Raw genomic sequence first — 15,434 nt, forward strand, 5'->3', positions numbered from 1 at the left:
AGAAGGCCCGCGACGCGGCGACAATGGGAGCCCTTAGCGGGCTTCCCGATGGCCGACTTTCCGTGAACGATCTCTCATTTTTCCTGCCTTGCGCCGCCGGCGTCGAGGAATACCTTGCCCAGGAGGTGCATGGCCTGACCGGCCGCAGCGGGCAAGACCTGCTCACCCTGCGTGGCGGCGTGCGCGTGCGTGCCGACTGGCGCGACGGCCTCAAGCTCAACCTGCACAGCCGGCTCGCGCAGCGCGTGCTGGTCGAACTGGCCCACGCGCCCTATCGCAACGAGAACGACCTGTACGCCATCGCCAACGCCGTGGCCTGGGAGATCTGGTTCACGCCCAAGCAGACCTTCAAGATCGAGACCACGGCCCAGCACAGCCCGCTGCAGAGCCTGAACTTCGCCACCCTGCGCATCAAGGACGCCGTGGCCGACCGCTTCCGCGCCAAGGCGAACGGCGTGCGTCCGAGCATCGAGACCCAGTGGCCCGACTGCCGCATCTTTGCGCACCTGACCACCGACAGCTGCACGCTGTACATCGACACCTCGGGCGAGCCGCTGTTCAAGCGCGGCTGGCGCCAGGACAAAGGCGACGCCCCGCTGAAGGAAACCCTGGCCGCCGCCATGCTGGCCGCCAGCGGCTGGTGGAACCCCGAGACCGGCGAGGTCGCCCAGGCTCCGCTGTACGACCCCTGCTGCGGCAGCGGCACCATCGCCATCGAGGCCGCGCAGATCGCCAGCGGCATCGCGGCAGGCTCGCTGCGGCGCTTTGGCTTCGAGAAGCTGCTGCCGTTCCAGCCGCACGTCTGGGCGGCCATCCAGAAGGAAGCGGCCAACGCGCAGCATGCGAGCGACATCGCCGTCTTCGGCTCCGATGTGTCGCACCGCATGGTCGACTTTGCCGAGCGCAATGCCGAACGCGCGGGCGTGGCCGGGGCCATCGAGTTCCGCGGCGGCGATGCCTTGCAGCGCATGCCGCCGGCCGAGGGCGGCGTGATCATGCTGAACCCGCCGTACGGCGAGCGCATCGAGGTCGGCGGCGTGGCCCGCTTCGGCGCCCGCGAGGCCGCCCAGACCCCGGGTGACGGTGAAGGCGGCGATGGCGGCGACTTCTTTCCGCAGCTCGCCACCCACTGGAAGAAAAACTATCCGGGCTGGACCGCCTGGGTGCTCACGCCCGACCTGAAGCTGCCCAAGCAGATGCGCCTGAAAGAGTCGCGCCGCGTGCCGATGTGGAACGGCCCCATCGAATGCCGCCTGTTCCGTTTCGACATGGTCCGGGGCTCGAACCGGGCCGCGCCGCCAGACGCCGCAGTCTGAACTAGCTCTGCAGCTTCAGGCCGACGATCCCCAGGAAGATCAGCCCGATGCACACCAGCCGCAGCGGCGCGGCGCTTTCCTGGAAAAAGAAGATGCCGATCAGCGTGACGCCGATGGCGCCGATGCCGGTCCAGATCGCGTAGGCCGTCCCGACCGGCAGCGTCTTCATCGCGGCGGTGAGCAGGACGATGCTCGCCAGCGCGGCGCCCAGGCCCAGCGCGCCGGCGGCGGGGCGCTCCCAGCCCGCCGCGGCCTTCAGCGCGAGGGCCATCACGATCTCCACCAATCCGGCGGCAAGCAGCAGCAACCAGGCCATGGGGTTCAACCTCCGTGTGATGTGTGTGAATGCGGGGCGGGCGAATCGCGGCCCCTGCGGACGACTGTAGGATCGGCGCGTTTGCAAAGCTATTCGCAAAAATCGCATCCGGGGTATGCACAAATGCAGGACACAGACTGGGACGACTTTCGCGTGTTCCTGGCCGTGGGCCAGGCCGGCTCGCTCTCCGGCGCCGCGCGCCAGCTGGGCGTCAACCACTCCACCGTGCTGCGGCGCCTGGGCGCGCTCGAGGCGCGCATGGCGGTGCGCCTGTTCGACCGCCTGCCCGCCGGCTATGCGATGACGCTGGCCGGCGAGGCGCTGCGCGAGCGCCTGCAGGGCGTGGGCGAGCAGATCGACGCCGCGCAGCGCCACCTCATGGGGCTCGACCTGCGGCTGACCGGCGTCATCCGCATCACCAGCACCGACACCTTCATGGCCGGGCTGCTCGGGCCGATCCTGGCGGACTTTCGCGCGCTGCATCCGGGCATCGAGCTGCAGGTGGTGATGAACAACCTCTTCCTGAGCCTCACCAAGCGCGAAGCCGACGTGGCGATCCGCCCGACCAACGCCCCGCCGGACCACCTGGTCGGGCGCCGGGCAGGGCGCCTGCAGACGGCGGTTTACGCGTCGAAGGCCTACCTCGCGAAGCACCCGGCGAAGACCCCGCTGGCTGCGTACGACTGGGTCGCGCCCGACGAAGGCTTGTCGCACCTGATGCAGGCGAAGTGGCTGCGCGAACAGGTGCCGCCCGCGCGGATCGCGGCGCGCGTCGACAGCCTCGTCGGCATGACGCAGCTCGTGAAGCGCGGCATGGGCCTGGGCATGCTTCTGTGCATGCTGGCCGATGCGGAAGACGAGCTGGTGCAGGTCGAGTCGCCGAGGGAAGCGCTCGACACGCAGGTCTGGGTGCTGACGCATCCCGACCTGAAGGAGGTCGCGCGGATCAAGGCCTTCACCGACTTTGCCTGCGCGCGGCTCGTCGCCGACGCGAAAGTGCTGGCGATGCCTTCAGGGCGCTAGAAGCCCGGGCGCCGCATGGTGCAACATCGGCGATAGAGATAGACAGACAGTTTTCACGCGACCCATGACCTTGCCAGCCCCCGACCTCGTCGTCATCGACACCAACATCGCCCTCGACCTGCTGGTCTTCGAAGACCCCGCCTGGGCGCCGCTGGTCGACGACCTCGCGCGCGGCGCGCTGCGCTGGCTGGCCACGCCCGCGATGCGCAGCGAACTGGAACGGGTGCTCGGCTACCCGCTGATCGCCCGGCGCATGGCGCAGTGCGAACTGACGATCGCCGTCGTGCTCGCCGATTTCGATGCGCGCGTGCTGATGGTGACCGAGGTGCCGGCGCGTGCGCCCTGCGTGTGCAGCGATCCGGACGACCAGGTGTTCATCGACCTGTCCGTGGCCCACGGGGCGCAGCTGTTCAGCAAGGACAAGGCGGTGCTGTCGATGAAGAAGCGGCTGGCGCTGCGCGGCGTGGCGGTGCGGTCGGCGCTGGCATAGGCCACGCCGATCCGTCTCAGGCCTTGTTCACCTCGTACCACTGCCCCAGCAACCGCGCCACAGCCCGCACGCGCTGCGTATCGCGCCCCCACCGCCGGCTGGCCGGCAGCTTCTGCGCCCATTTCATGCGCCGCGCCGCATTCGCGATGCGCTCGCGCACTTCCTCGTTCACGCCGCTCAGTGCCGCGTGCCAGTGCTGGCCTGCGGCCTGCGGCGCCGCGGCCTCGAGCATCATGGCCGTGGAGTGCAGGTAGCTCAGCCAGTCGCGGGCCTGGCATTCGGCCAGGGTCATGACCTCGGAGGGGTCGTCCTCGAAATCGATGTAGCCGATCACGCCGTCGGGGCACTGCACGAGGTTGCGGTCGAAAGCCTGGCTCAGGTGCTGGCCGCACAGGTGCACCGCGGCGATGGCGGCCAGGCCTTCGCGCCACACGGCGAGCAGGGCAGCGGGGCCGGCGGCGGCGGCCTGGTCGATGCGCTCCTGCAGCACCACGGTGGCACGGCCGCTGGCGCCGAGGTCGGAAATCAGCAGCCCGTCGGCCTGCTGCGCCAGCACCACGGGCACGCGCAAACCTGCGGCGGCCAGTTGCTTCAGGCGGCGGGCCTCGGTGGCGATGGCGGCCTCGCCGCCCGGGTTGGGCACGGGCTTGATCACGTCGAGGCCGGCGAGCCGCGCGGCCAGTGCCATCACGCGGTAGCCCCATTTGCCGTGGCGAGGGCCGGCCTTCTTGAGCCAGACGCGCTCGCTGCCGAAACGGTGGCTGGCCACGTTCCTGGTCTGCTTGGGCAAGGTGACGCGCAGGAACTCGGCGTAGTCGCCGGGCGCTGAGGGGGGCGGACCCGGGGCGTCGTCGAGCGGCGCGGGCGCCGATGCGGCACCCCGTTGGCTGTACAGGCGCGTCGCGGCGCCTCCTCGTCTCAGTGGATTCATGCGGCCATGGCGAAGCCCGGCGCCAGCAGCCCGTGCGGGCCCTGCGTCAGGGGCTGGAAACTCTGCGCACTGGCCAGCGGCCAGTAGGTGCGGAACACGGTGTGCTGGTTGTCGAGCGGCCCGAGCAGCGCGCCCGGCTGCACCTGCATCACCAGGTTGCTCAACAGGCGCACCTCGGTGTCGGAGATGCGGCGCACGATGTGGTGCGCGGTGATCTGCTGCGGATGGTCCAGGCCCGCGGCCTGCACCAGCTCCTGCAGCGCATGCAGCGTGCTGCGATGAAAGTTGCGCACGCGATCGGCCTTGGTCGGCACCACCAGCGCCTGCTGGCGCACCGGGTCCTGGGTGGTCACGCCGGTGGGGCAGTGGCCGGTGTGGCAGCTCTGCGCCTGGATGCAGCCCAGCGCCATCATGAAACCGCGCGCCGCGTTGCACCAGTCGGCGCCCAGCGCCATCATGCGGGCCACGTCGAAGGCGGTGATCACCTTGGCGGCGCAGCCGATCTTGATGCGGTGGCGCAGGTTCACGCCGATCAGCGTGTTGTGCACCAGCAGCAGGCCTTCCTGCAAGGGCGCGCCCACGTGGTCGCTGAACTCGACCGGCGCCGCGCCTGTGCCGCCCTCGGCACCGTCGACCACGATGAAGTCGGGCGTGATGCCCGTGGCCTGCATTGCCTTGACGATGCCGAACCATTCCCACGGGTGGCCCAGGCAGAACTTGAAGCCGGTCGGCTTGCCGCCCGACAGCTCGCGCAGCTTCGCGATGAAATGCATCATCTCCGTCGGCGTGGAGAACGCGCTGTGCGACGCGGGCGAGATGCAGTCCACGCCCACCGGCACGCCGCGCGCCGCCGCGATCTCGGCCGTGACCTTCGGCGCAGGCAGCACGCCGCCGTGGCCCGGCTTGGCGCCCTGGCTGAGCTTGATCTCGATCATCTTCACCTGCGGGTCGCGCGCATTGGCGGCGAAGCGCTCGGCGTTGAAGCTGCCGTCGTCGTTGCGGCAGCCGAAGTAGCCCGAGCCGATTTCCCAGATCAGGTCGCCGCCGTGCACGCGGTGGTGCTGCGAGATCGAGCCCTCGCCCGTGTCGTGCGCAAAGCCGCCCATCTGCGCGCCCTTGTTGAGCGCGAGGATGGCGTTGGCCGACAAGGCGCCGAAGCTCATCGCGGAAATGTTGAACACGCTCGCGCTGTAAGGCTGGGTACAGACCTGCGCCAAGTCTGTGTCGGCCGACTGCGGCGTGCCGCCGATCACGATGCGGAAATCGTGCCCGGCCAGCTTGGTGGGCTGCATCGAGTGGTTGATCCACTCGTAGCCCGCGGCCGACACGTTCAGCTGCGTACCGAAGGGCCGGTTGTCGGGCTCACCCTTGGCGCGCTGGTACACCAGCGAGCGCTGGGCGCGCGAGAACGGCGCGGCCTCGGCGTCGCTCTCGATGAAGTACTGGCGGATCTCGGGGCGGATGAATTCGAGCAGAAAGCGCAGGTGCCCGATGACCGGGTAGTTGCGCAAGATGGCGTGGCGCGGCTGGCGCAGGTCGTGCACGCCGGTGCCCGTGAGCACCGCGAAAACGGCCACGCCGATCCAGGCAAGCCACAGGTGCGGCGAGGCCAGAACCATCGCCAGGCAGGCGACCAGACCGAGCACACACAGGGCGAACGCGCTGTAGCGTGCGGGAAACGGAATAATCGTGGGCATAGTCATCAGATGTCGGCAGGAGCCTGCTGCATCATAGAGGGCTGCTCCCAACCTGCCATGACGCTTGCCATGACGACCACTCCAGACACCCCCGATACCCCTGACACCGCCCCGGCCACCCCTCAACAACCCCTGGGCCCCGACGACTTCGACGCCCTCGACACCGCGCTCGACGCCATGCGCGAGCACGACGAGGAAATTCCCCAGTGGGAGTTCTGCGAAGGCTTCATGGCCGCGCTGATCTGCACCCGCCGGCCCATCGACCCCACCGAATACTGGCCCGTGCTGCTGGGCGACCACTTCGTGCCGGCCCAGCACATGGAGTTCGTCTGGAACTGGAAGCGCCGCTGGCGCGAGATCGAGGAAGGCCTTGACGCCCCGGTCGAATCGCTCGAAGACGAGCGCAGCTGGCAGCCCGAGGTGCTCGACACGCGCGGCGCCATCGCCTCGCTGCCCGAGGAAGAGCGCGCCGAAATGGCCGGCGAAGAAATTCCCTCGTTCGCCCAGGTCTGGGCGCTCGGCTTCATGTACGCGGTCGAAAACTGGCCCGAAGACTGGGCCGCCCCGCGCGACAAGGAAGCCGCGCAGATGCTCGACGACGCGCTCGACAACCTCGTCGCGCTGACCGAGGACGACACCGCCAAGCCCACGCTGTCGATGTACGACGAGAACGGCCCGCCGAGCGTGAGCCAGCAGCGCCTGGACGACTTCGGCGCCGCGATCTGGGCGGTGTACGACCTGCGCCAGCTCTGGAAGAGCCTGGGCCCGAAGGTCGAGACGATCCGCAAGGAAGCCGAACCCGGCCGCAACGACCCGTGCCCTTGTGGCAGTGGAAAAAAGTACAAGAAGTGCCACGGGGCATGAGCACACGTTTGTCCGCGGTAGTCCCGGCATGAGTGCCGTCGCGCCGGCGCAGCGCTCTGCCGCGCAACCCCTGACGCCGCAGGCGGCATGGGTCATGGTCCTCGCGCTCTGCGCAGGGGTCGCGCTCAGCCAGGCGTTCCGCACCGTCGGCGCCATCATGGCGAGCCCGCTGCAGTCGGACTTTCATCTCTCCGCCCAAGCCCTCGGCATCTTCTCGGGGGCTTTTCACTTTGCGTTCGGCGCGATGCAGCTCTTCATGGGCATCGGCATCGACCTGCACGGCGTGCGCCGCACCGTGCTCGTGGCCTTTCCGGTCGCGATCGCGGGTGCGCTGCTGTCGGCGATGTCGTCGAGCTACCTCGTGCTCGTGGCCGGGCAGGCGCTGATCGGCGTCGGCTGCGCACCGGCCTTCCTGGTGTGCACGGTGTTCATCGCACGGCACTTTCCGGCGGCGCGTTTCGCCACCGTGTCGGGCATGGTGCTGGCCATCGGCGGCCTGGGCATGCTGGTCACGGGCACGCCGCTCGCGTGGCTGGTGCAGGCGTACTCGTGGCGCGCAGGCTTCCTGGTGCTTGCCTTGGCGTCTGCATTGGCCTGGCTCGCGATCTGGCGCTGGGTGCACGAACCCGCGTCGGCCGTGCCGCAGCAAAAAGAGTCGATCCCCGCTGCCGTGCGCCAGTTCGGCGCGCTGTTCGCCATGCCGCACACGCTCGGCATCATGGTGCTGGGCGCGGTGACGTATGCGGCCTTCATCTCGCTGCGCGGGCTGTGGCTCGGTCCGCTGATGATGGAACGCCATGGCTACTCGCTGGTGCAGAGCGGCAACGTGGCGCTCGTGGTGTCGGTGATTTCGCTGTTCGGCGCGCCGCTGTTCGGCCGCTTCGACCGCGACGGTACTGCGCGCCGCCGCTGGATCGTGGCCTGCGGCCTTGTCTACGCCGGCCTGTTCGCGCTCATCGCCGTGGTGCATTCCGCGTGGCTCGACATCGCGGGCATGGTGCTCATCGGCGTGCTCTCGGGCTTCATCGTCTGGCAGTACGCCGACGTGCGCGTGGCCTACCCGGCCGCACTCACGGGCCGCGCGATGGCCGTCTTCACCATGGCGATGTTCCTGGGCGTCGCGTTCATGCAGTGGGGCACCGGCGTGGCGGCCTCGGTGGCCGCGGCGCAGGGCGGCGATCCGCTGACCGCCGTGCTGGCGGTCATTGCCGTGTTGCTGGTCGTCGGCATCGCAGCCTTTGCGTGGCTGCCCGCGCCGAAGGCGGCTTCCGTCAGATCTTGAAGGCGCGCTGAATGTCCGGCCGCACGAGGTCGGCGTACTCGCGGTGCTTGCGGATGTAGCCCGCGATGAACTGGCACACCGGAATCACATGCCGCCCGTTGGCGCGCGCCTCGTCGAGCACGTGCCTCGCAATGCCCGAACCCACGCCCTTGCCTTCATGCTCGGGCAGCACCTCGGTGTGCGTGAACAGGATCGCGTCGGTCAGCAGGTTGTACTCGGCATAGGCCGCGAGCTTGCCGTCGAGCGCGGCCTCGTAGCGGTGCTGCGCTTCGTTGTTGGTGAAGGTGAGTGCGGTCGAAGAAGTGGTCATGAGGGTTGGCGTGCAAGAAAAGTAGCGAGGTTGGCGGCCGCCGTGGCGCGCACCTTGTTGCGCAGCATCGGCGTCCAGCCCAGCAGCAGGCCCGGCGTGCCCAGCGCCTGGCGCGACCAGGTCCAGAACGGAAAGCGGTCGCGGTGCGTGGCGATCAGGCCGTCGGGCGTGAAGGTGAAGCGCGCGTCGATGCTGTTGTCGACCAGCCGGCCGGTGGCGCTGAAGCGGTAGTGGGCGTCCCAGTGCGCGCTGCCCGTGCGGCCGTCGGCCTGCACGTCGCGCCAGCTCAGGCGCCACACGTCGGCGCCCTTGGCCTTGGTGGCGTCGCAGAGCATGCGCCACATGCCGCCGATCTCGCGCTGGCCGCGCAGCGAAAAGGCCTCGTCGTCGAACACCGCGTCGGGCGCGTAGCAGGCGGCCATGGTGGCGGCGTCGAGTTGCGAGAACGCGCTGTAGAAGCGCTCGATGGTCGGGGCGTGGGTGGCTGCGGTCATGAGGCCTCGGGGTGGGTGGTGCCAGATCATCGCCCGGATGCGGCGGGCAAGGAAGCACAGGGGTGATTCGGCGTGTCCCGCATTAACATGCGGCCCCGATGCTGGTCCTCGCAGGGCCGGCACCCTGGCGGGCCCCAGAAATAGAACCACAGCCGCTGCACCCGCCACACACAACGCAAGGGGACGCATCCATGGCCGAGGTGATCAACGACTGGCAGTTCGTCGAGGCCGTCATGGCCGCCCGCACGCTCGAGGAGGTCGCGCAGGTCAACCGCCGCGCGATGCGGGCGATGGGCTTCAACCACGGCGCCTACGTGCTCAAGCGTCCGGTGCCCGCGCCCCGTGCCGACGCGCCCGCGCAGGACGCGCTGCTGTTCTTCCACCACCTGCCTGCCGATTGGGCCCGCAGCCGCTACGAGTCGCTGCGCAGCAACGCCGGCGAGCAGGCCGACGCCCGCGTGCAGCATGTGCGCGCCGGCATGCCGGCCACCGCGTGGAGCTGGCTCGGGCAGGTGAGCCACACGCGTGCCGACATCGGGCAGCGCGCCCGCGGCCTGCTGCGCAGCGCCGGCGAGCACGGGCTGAAGGCGGGGCTGACCGTGCCACTGTGGACGCCCGGCATCGACTGGGCCTTCATGACCCTCACCACCGACGCGACCGCCGACCTGCGCGAACTGCGGGCCACGCTGGCGCCGATGAACTACTTCGCCTCCTGCCTGCACTCAACGGTGCGCCGGCTGCAGGGCGACGCAAAGGTGCCGGTGCTGAGTGCGCGCCAGCGCGAGGTGCTGCACTGGGTGGCGGTCGGCAAGTCGACCTGGGAAATCTCCGAGATCCTGCACATCAGCGAGCGCACCGTGTACTTCCACCTCGTGGGCGCCGCCCGCAAGCTCGACACGCAAGGCCGCACCGCCACCTGTGCACGCGCCCTGGCGCTGGGCCTGCTCACACCCTGAGCCGCCCCACCCCTGTCGGAAACGACAGGGGTCCCTGGAGCGCCGCGCAAGGCGGTGCTGCAATCGGGCCGCGGGCAGGCCGTGTGTCACGCGCCCGATGCTTCAACCAACCGAGCCCATGAGAGAACGCAGAAATTTCGTGCGCCTGCTGGGAGGCGGCCTCGCGGTGGCGGCGGGCGCGACGGCCCTGGCGACCTGGTGGCTTCATGCCGACGTGCCGGCTGCCGCCTTCGAGATCTGGAACGGCCCGGGCGACGAGCCCGATGTGCGCAAGCGCGCCATCGCCTATGCCGTCACGGCGCCCACGGCCTACAACGGCCAGCCCTGGCGGGTCGACCTGCGCGAGCCCGGGGCCATCGTGCTGTACACCGACCGCGCGCGCGTGCAGCCCGCCACCGATCCGTTCGGGCGCCAGCTCATGATCGGCCACGGCGCGTTCATCGAGCTGCTGGTGATGGCACTGGCCCAGCAGGGCGTGCAGGCACGCGTGCAGCTGTGGCCGCAGGGCGAACCGGCGGGCGAACCGCCGCAGTGGCCCGACCTGCCGGTGGCGCGCCTCACGCTGTCGCGCGGCGGCACGCCCGATCCGCTGTTCGCGCAGGTGCTGCGGCGGCGCACGCCCAAGCAGCGCTTCGACACCGGCCGCACGGTGTCGGCCGACATGCTGCAGGGGCTCACCGCGGCCGTGGCCTCGAGTGCCGGCGCGGGTGTGCAGTCTGCCGGCACGGTCGACATGGCCCGCGTGCTGCCGCTGCGCAAGCTCTGTGCGGCCGCGGCGCACGTGGAACTGGCCACGCCCCACACCGCACGCGAGAACCTGCGCATGCTGCGCATCGGGCCGCAGGAAATCCTGGCGCACCGCGACGGCGTGTCGCTCAACGACCCGGCGCTGCGCCTGGCCGTTGCGCTGGGGCGCTTCGACCGCGAGGTGCCGGCCGCCGAAGACAGCCTGTCGTTCCGGCAGACGCTGCGGATGTTCGAGGACCAGGCCCACACGGCGATGGGCTTCGTCTGGATCAGCACCGGCGGCAACAGCCGCAGCGAGCAGATCGCCGCGGGCCGCGCCTATGTGCGCCAGCAGCTGCGCGCCACCGACTTGGGCCTGGGCATGCAGCCCATGAGCCAGCCGCTCGAAGAATTTCCGGAGATGGCGCCGCACTACGCGGCGGCGCACGACATGCTGATCGGCGACGCGCCGTCGCGCCATGCGCGCAGCCCGACCGTGCAGATGATGTGCCGCCTGGGCTTTCCGACCGGGCCGGTGCCGCCTGCGCCGCGCCGGCCGGTCGGCGATTTCATGCAGGCTTGAACAGCCTGGGCGTGTCAGCGCGGCAGCAGCTGGATCAGCGTCTGCAGCGCGTAGTGCACCGTGGCCGCGCGCACCGTGGCGCGGTCGCCGTCGAAGCGGCGGCGCTCGGTGCGCACCTGCCCGTCGACCGACCAGCCGAACCACACGGTGCCCACCGGCTTGTCGGGCGAGCCGCCTGTGGGGCCGGCCACGCCGGTCACGGCGACGGCCGCGCGCGCCGGCGCGCCGCGGGCAATGGCGCCCTCGGCCATCGCGCGTGCCACGGGCTCGCTGACGGCGCCGTGGGCGCCGATGAGCGCGGCGTCCACGCCGAGCATCTCGATCTTGGCGGCGTTCGAATACGTGACGAAGCCGCGCTCGAACCATGCGCTGGAGCCCGCGAGGTCGGTGCAGGCGCCGGCGATCAGGCCGCCGGTGCAGCTTTCGGCGGTGGCCATCATCCAGCCCCGCGCCTGCAGCCGCTCGGCCAGCGTCGCGACGAGCGCGGGGGTGTCCTGTTCGGCCAATGAAGAGGAAGCGGAGGGTTCCATCGGGTTCACCATGCGCGCCACAGCGCAATGACCAGCAGCGTGCAGAAGGCCGCCACCAGGTCGTCCAGAAGAATGCCGAAGCCGGCGCGCCACCACTGCACGCGCGCGGGGTCGCGCGGCTTGAAGACGGCGTCGGCCCAGCCCACGGGCCCGGGCTTGGCGGCATCGAAATAACGGAACAGCGCGAAGGCCGCGACCTGCGCCCACAGGCCGGCCGGCGTCACCAGCCAGAGCACGAGCCAGAAGGCGACGATTTCGTCCCACACGATGGCGCCGGGGTCGGACACGTTCATGTTCCGCGCGGCCACCGTGCAGGCCCACCAGCCGATCGGCAGGCCGGCCAGAATGATCCAGCCGATGGTCGCGGGCGTGAACCACAGCTGCATCACCACGAAGGCGGCCCACGCCCACAGCGTGCCCACGGTGCCGGGCGCAAAGGGCGACAACCCTGAGCCGAAGCCCAGCGCGATGAAGTGCGCAGGATGCGAGCGCAGGAAGTGCAGGGTGGGGCGACGCATCGGGGGACGGGGCAGGGCGCCGGTGGCGGGAGAGGAATCCATCGAGGAAGAAGCAGAGGAAGAAGAGGCGGCGTGCATCGGTTTCGAAGTGTCGCGCATCCCGTGCGACGCCTGCATGCCGAAGTTTCTATTTATCAAAGCAATAGCTTGTTTAATTGAGGGGCGCCGCCTAGTATCCAGGCTCCTTTTGCGTTCTCCTTCGTTCCCATGTCGTCTTCCTCATCCTCTCTCGACGCTGCCGCCGTTGGCGCGCCGCCACCCACTGCCGCGTGGCGCGACCTGTTCAGCGGGCGCAACGGCTGGCGCGCGCTGGCGCTGACCGGCGGCGTCGCGCTGCACGCGGTCAACGTCCACATCGTGACCACCGTGCTGCCCTCGGTGGTGCGCGAGATCGGCGGGCTCGACTGGTACGCCTGGAGCACGACCTTGTTCGTGGTCGGCTCGATCCTCGGCGCCACGCTCTCGGTGCGGCTGCTGGCCGCGCGCGGGCCGCGCGGTGCCTGCCTCGTGGCGCTGGCCGTGTTCACCGCCGGCTCGGTCGGCTGCGCGCTGGCGCCGGCCATGCCGTGGCTGCTCACGGGCCGCACGGTGCAGGGCCTGGGCGGCGGCCTGCTGGGGGCACTGAGCTACGGGCTGATCCAGCGCGTGTTCGAACCCCGGCTCTGGCCGCGCGCGGTGGCGCTGGTGTCGGGCATGTGGGGCGTGGCCACGCTGTGCGGGCCGGCCGTGGGCGGGCTGTTCGCGCAGGCCGGCCATTGGCGCTGGGCCTTCTGGGCGCTGCTGCCGGTGGCCGCGGGGCAGGCCTTGCTGGTGACGGTGCAGCTGTCGCCCGCGGCCGGCATCCGGCACGACCGACCGGTGCAGATGCCGCGCGTGCCGGCGCCGCAGATCGCGCTGCTGGCGCTGTCGGTGCTGGTGATTGCGGCCAGCGGTTTCTGGCCCGGCCTTGCGGGGCAGGCCGTCGGCGTGGTGCTGGGCCTGGCCATCGGTTTCGCCGCCACGCGCATCGACCGCCGCGCCGGCGCCGTGCGCCTGCTGCCGACCGGCGCCTATGCGCTCGGCACGCCGCTGGGCGCCATCTACGCGAGCGTGGCGCTGCTGCTCATCGGCACCACCACCGAGATCTTCGTGCCCTACTTCTTGCAGCTGCTGCACGGCCACACGCCGCTCATGGCGGGCTACCTCACGGCGGCGATGGCGGGCGGCTGGAGCATCGGTTCGCTGCTCTCGTCGGGCCGCCATGGCGCGCGCGCCGACCGCATGCTGCGCGCCGGGCCGGTGGTCTGCACGGCAGGCCTGCTGGCGCTCGCGTGGCTGCTGCCGACGCCGGGGGCGCTCGGCGCGAGCATCGAGACCACGCTCGTGGCCGTCGCGCTGGCCGCCGTCGGCTTCGGCGTGGGCATCGGCTGGCCGCATCTGCTGACGCGCGTGATGGCGCTGGCGCCGCGCGGCGAAGAAGGCTTGGCCTCGGCGTCGATCACCACCGTGCAGCTCTACGGCATGGCCGTCGGTGCGGCCGTGGCGGGGCTGGTGGCGAATGCGGCGGGGCTCACGGTGCCGGGCGGTGTCGCCGGTGCGCGCTCGGCTGCGATCTGGTTATTCGCGACTTTCGCGCTGGCACCTGCCATCGCCGCTTGGCTGGCATCGCGCGCAGTGGCGCGGCGTCAGCGCTAAGCCAGCACGCCTTCCCAGGCGAGCGCGCGGCGGCGTCCACGCTCGCGCCGCGATTCGCCGCGCAAGGTGGCGACGAGGTCATACACATCCGCCGGCAGGTGCGCGCCGCGCCACGCGATGTGCTGGTCGGCGCGGCACATGACGAGCCGGTGCGCATAGGCCTTGGGCAGGCTCGCGGTCTCGATGTCGAGCACCGTGAGCGGCATGCGGTACGCGGCGGCGGCGCGTTCCAGCGGGCGCACGTCCACGCTGCGGTCGAAGCGCAGCAGCGTGTAGCCCGGGCCGAAGGCGTCGTACAGCGAGCGCCCGTCGGCCAGCCAGAAGTGCGGTGCGCGGCAGCCGGGCACGGTGGAGGGCGTGAACTCGCCCATCGAGTACGGCGGCGCGCGGTGCTCGCCGTCGGGCACGATGATCGGCGAGCCGGTGTAGAAGTAGCCGAAGTTGAGCCCGCCGCAGCAGAACTGCTGCACGTTGAGCGCGTAGGCTTCGCGGCCGATTTCAGCGCGCTGTGCGTCGCCTGCGGGGCCGGGCGCTTCGATGTCGGGCGGCACGGCGCGGCGCGCGCGGATCATTTTTTGCGCATGGTCCATCGCGAATTGCGACACCTGCTCGGTGATCGGCAGCCGCTCGGCCTCGTAGGCATCGAGGATGGCCTCGTCGGCCCAGCCCTGCACGCAGGCGCCCAGCAGCCACGAGAGGTTGAGCGCGTCGGCAATGCCGGCGTTCATGCCATAGCCCGCGTAGGGCACCCACAGGTGCGCGGCGTCGCCCGCGAGGAACACGCGGCCTTCGCGAAAGCGCGTCGCCACGAGGCGCCGGCCGATCCAGTCTTCCTTGCTGATGATGTCGTAGGGGAAGTCGGGGCCCACGCCCAGGATCTCGCGGATCGAGGTGTCGCGGTCGACCGAATCGAACTCGGGCTCTTCGGCGTTCAGGTGGTTGTGCACCAGCCAGGTTTCGTGGCCATCGATGGCGAACATCGTGCCGCAGCGGCGCGGGTTCATCGCGTAGTACGACCACGCGGGCTTGCCTGGAATCAGCGCGCGCAGCTGCGGCGCGCGAATGAAGGTCGACTGCACGCGCTGGATGACGGCCGTGCCTTCCAGCTTCGCGCCGATCTGCTTGCGCACCGGCGAGCTGCCGCCGTCGCAGCCGACCATGTAGCGGCAGCGGATGCTGCGCGTGGCGCCGCTGTCCATGTCGGTGGCGAGGGCGCTCACGCCGTCGGCGTCTTGCGTGAAGCGCTCGAACTGCGTGCGGTTGAGCAGCGTCACGCCCGGCAGCGCGGCCGTGTGCTTCAGCAGAATCGGCTCGAGGTAGATCTGGTTGATGCGGTGCGGCGGCTCCGGCGTGGGCCACCACGCATCGGGGCCCTCGGTCTCGGTGTAGCGGTCGCGCCGGCACGGAATCGGAATGCGCGTGAGCTCGGTGCCCGTCACCGAGGTGCGGAACACCACGTCGTTCGGATGGTCGGCCGGCAGCCCCGCATCGCGCAGCTGCTGCGCCACGCCCAGGCGGCGGAACTGCTCCATGGTGCGCGAGGCCACGTGGTTGCACTTCACGTTCGGCGGCTCGGCAAAGCGGCGCGTCTCGCACAGGATCACGCGCACGCCGCGCGAGGCCAGGTCCATCGCCAGCGTGAGGCCCACGGGGCCGGCGCCGACGATCAGCACGTCGGCTTGCATCGAGGTGTCGGCAGTCGTCGTCATGTCTCTGTGGGCTTG

General features: G+C 70.4%; 16 protein-coding genes. 8 read left to right on the forward strand and 8 right to left on the reverse strand.

Going from position 1 to position 15,434, the window contains the following annotated elements:
- Positions 1-62 precede the first annotated feature (62 nt).
- On the forward strand, positions 63-1,316 hold the full coding sequence (locus RZE79_RS02580) for a THUMP domain-containing protein (protein ID WP_319358897.1): 1,254 nt from the start codon (positions 63-65) through the stop codon (positions 1,314-1,316).
- A 1-nt stretch (position 1,317) separates the two neighbouring features.
- Here RZE79_RS02580 and RZE79_RS02585 read toward each other — a convergent pair whose 3' ends face one another.
- Positions 1,318-1,632 (reverse strand): multidrug efflux SMR transporter, encoded by a 315-nt coding sequence (locus RZE79_RS02585; protein WP_153280963.1) that lies wholly within the window; start codon positions 1,630-1,632, stop codon positions 1,318-1,320.
- A gap of 123 nt (positions 1,633-1,755) precedes the next feature.
- On the opposite strand from RZE79_RS02585, the gene RZE79_RS02590 reads away from it, so the two are divergent.
- Positions 1,756-2,655 (forward strand): LysR family transcriptional regulator, encoded by a 900-nt coding sequence (locus RZE79_RS02590; RefSeq protein ID WP_319358898.1) that lies wholly within the window; start codon positions 1,756-1,758, stop codon positions 2,653-2,655.
- A gap of 64 nt (positions 2,656-2,719) precedes the next feature.
- A complete protein-coding gene (locus tag RZE79_RS02595; RefSeq protein ID WP_319358899.1) occupies positions 2,720-3,145 on the forward strand; it encodes a PIN domain-containing protein in 426 nt (141 codons plus the stop codon).
- A 16-nt stretch (positions 3,146-3,161) separates the two neighbouring features.
- Here the strand turns inward: RZE79_RS02595 and RZE79_RS02600 are convergent, their stop codons facing one another.
- Both RZE79_RS02600 and RZE79_RS02605 read right to left on the reverse strand, forming a co-directional pair.
- Positions 3,162-4,076, reverse strand: a complete 915-nt coding sequence (locus RZE79_RS02600) for a hypothetical protein (protein WP_319358900.1) — start codon at positions 4,074-4,076, stop codon at positions 3,162-3,164.
- Entirely contained in the window at positions 4,073-5,773 is a 1,701-nt protein-coding gene (locus RZE79_RS02605; RefSeq protein WP_319361071.1) for an FMN-binding glutamate synthase family protein, read from the reverse strand. The genes RZE79_RS02600 and RZE79_RS02605 overlap by 4 nt, the downstream gene beginning before the upstream one ends.
- A gap of 69 nt (positions 5,774-5,842) precedes the next feature.
- Here RZE79_RS02605 and RZE79_RS02610 point away from each other — a divergent pair, with 69 nt between their 5' ends.
- Positions 5,843-6,637 carry a UPF0149 family protein gene (locus RZE79_RS02610; RefSeq protein ID WP_319358901.1) on the forward strand — a complete coding sequence of 265 codons (795 nt, stop codon included), beginning with the start codon at positions 5,843-5,845 and terminating at the stop codon, positions 6,635-6,637.
- 94 nt (positions 6,638-6,731) lie between these two features.
- A complete protein-coding gene (locus RZE79_RS02615; protein WP_319361072.1) occupies positions 6,732-7,919 on the forward strand; it encodes an MFS transporter in 1,188 nt (395 codons plus the stop codon).
- Here RZE79_RS02615 and RZE79_RS02620 read toward each other — a convergent pair.
- Together RZE79_RS02620 and RZE79_RS02625 are read right to left on the reverse strand one after the other, a co-directional pair.
- Complete coding sequence (locus RZE79_RS02620; protein ID WP_192194684.1) at positions 7,909-8,229, reverse strand: GNAT family N-acetyltransferase; 321 nt, start codon at positions 8,227-8,229, stop codon at positions 7,909-7,911. The two genes, RZE79_RS02615 and RZE79_RS02620, sit on opposite strands and share 11 nt — an antisense overlap.
- Positions 8,226-8,723: a nuclear transport factor 2 family protein gene (locus tag RZE79_RS02625; protein WP_101488373.1), complete on the reverse strand. Its 498-nt coding sequence runs from the start codon at positions 8,721-8,723 to the stop codon at positions 8,226-8,228. Before RZE79_RS02625 ends, RZE79_RS02620 begins: the two co-directional genes overlap by 4 nt.
- A gap of 191 nt (positions 8,724-8,914) precedes the next feature.
- On the opposite strand from RZE79_RS02625, the gene RZE79_RS02630 reads away from it, so the two are divergent.
- Together RZE79_RS02630 and RZE79_RS02635 are read left to right on the forward strand one after the other, a co-directional pair.
- A complete protein-coding gene (locus RZE79_RS02630) occupies positions 8,915-9,679 on the forward strand; it encodes a LuxR C-terminal-related transcriptional regulator (protein ID WP_319358902.1) in 765 nt (254 codons plus the stop codon).
- 118 nt (positions 9,680-9,797) lie between these two features.
- Positions 9,798-10,988, forward strand: a complete 1,191-nt coding sequence (locus RZE79_RS02635) for a twin-arginine translocation pathway signal protein (protein ID WP_319358903.1) — start codon at positions 9,798-9,800, stop codon at positions 10,986-10,988.
- A 14-nt stretch (positions 10,989-11,002) separates the two neighbouring features.
- Here RZE79_RS02635 and RZE79_RS02640 read toward each other — a convergent pair whose 3' ends face one another.
- Together RZE79_RS02640 and RZE79_RS02645 are read right to left on the reverse strand one after the other, a co-directional pair.
- Positions 11,003-11,530, reverse strand: a complete 528-nt coding sequence (locus RZE79_RS02640) for a CinA family protein (protein WP_373696528.1) — start codon at positions 11,528-11,530, stop codon at positions 11,003-11,005.
- Complete coding sequence (locus RZE79_RS02645) at positions 11,524-12,036, reverse strand: phosphatidylglycerophosphatase A (RefSeq protein WP_319358905.1); 513 nt, start codon at positions 12,034-12,036, stop codon at positions 11,524-11,526. The genes RZE79_RS02640 and RZE79_RS02645 overlap by 7 nt, the downstream gene beginning before the upstream one ends.
- Before the next feature lie 207 nt (positions 12,037-12,243).
- Here RZE79_RS02645 and RZE79_RS02650 point away from each other — a divergent pair, with 207 nt between their 5' ends.
- The gene (locus RZE79_RS02650; protein WP_319358906.1) at positions 12,244-13,710 is read left to right on the forward strand and encodes an MFS transporter; all 1,467 of its coding nucleotides are present in this window, start codon (positions 12,244-12,246) and stop codon (positions 13,708-13,710) included.
- Here the strand turns inward: RZE79_RS02650 and RZE79_RS02655 are convergent.
- On the reverse strand, positions 13,707-15,419 hold the full coding sequence (locus RZE79_RS02655) for an FAD-dependent oxidoreductase (RefSeq protein ID WP_319358907.1): 1,713 nt from the start codon (positions 15,417-15,419) through the stop codon (positions 13,707-13,709). The two genes, RZE79_RS02650 and RZE79_RS02655, sit on opposite strands and share 4 nt — an antisense overlap.
- Positions 15,420-15,434 lie beyond the last annotated feature (15 nt).

This window comes from Variovorax sp. EBFNA2 (assembly GCF_033802765.1).
GTDB lineage: Bacteria > Pseudomonadota > Gammaproteobacteria > Burkholderiales > Burkholderiaceae_C > Variovorax > Variovorax paradoxus_H.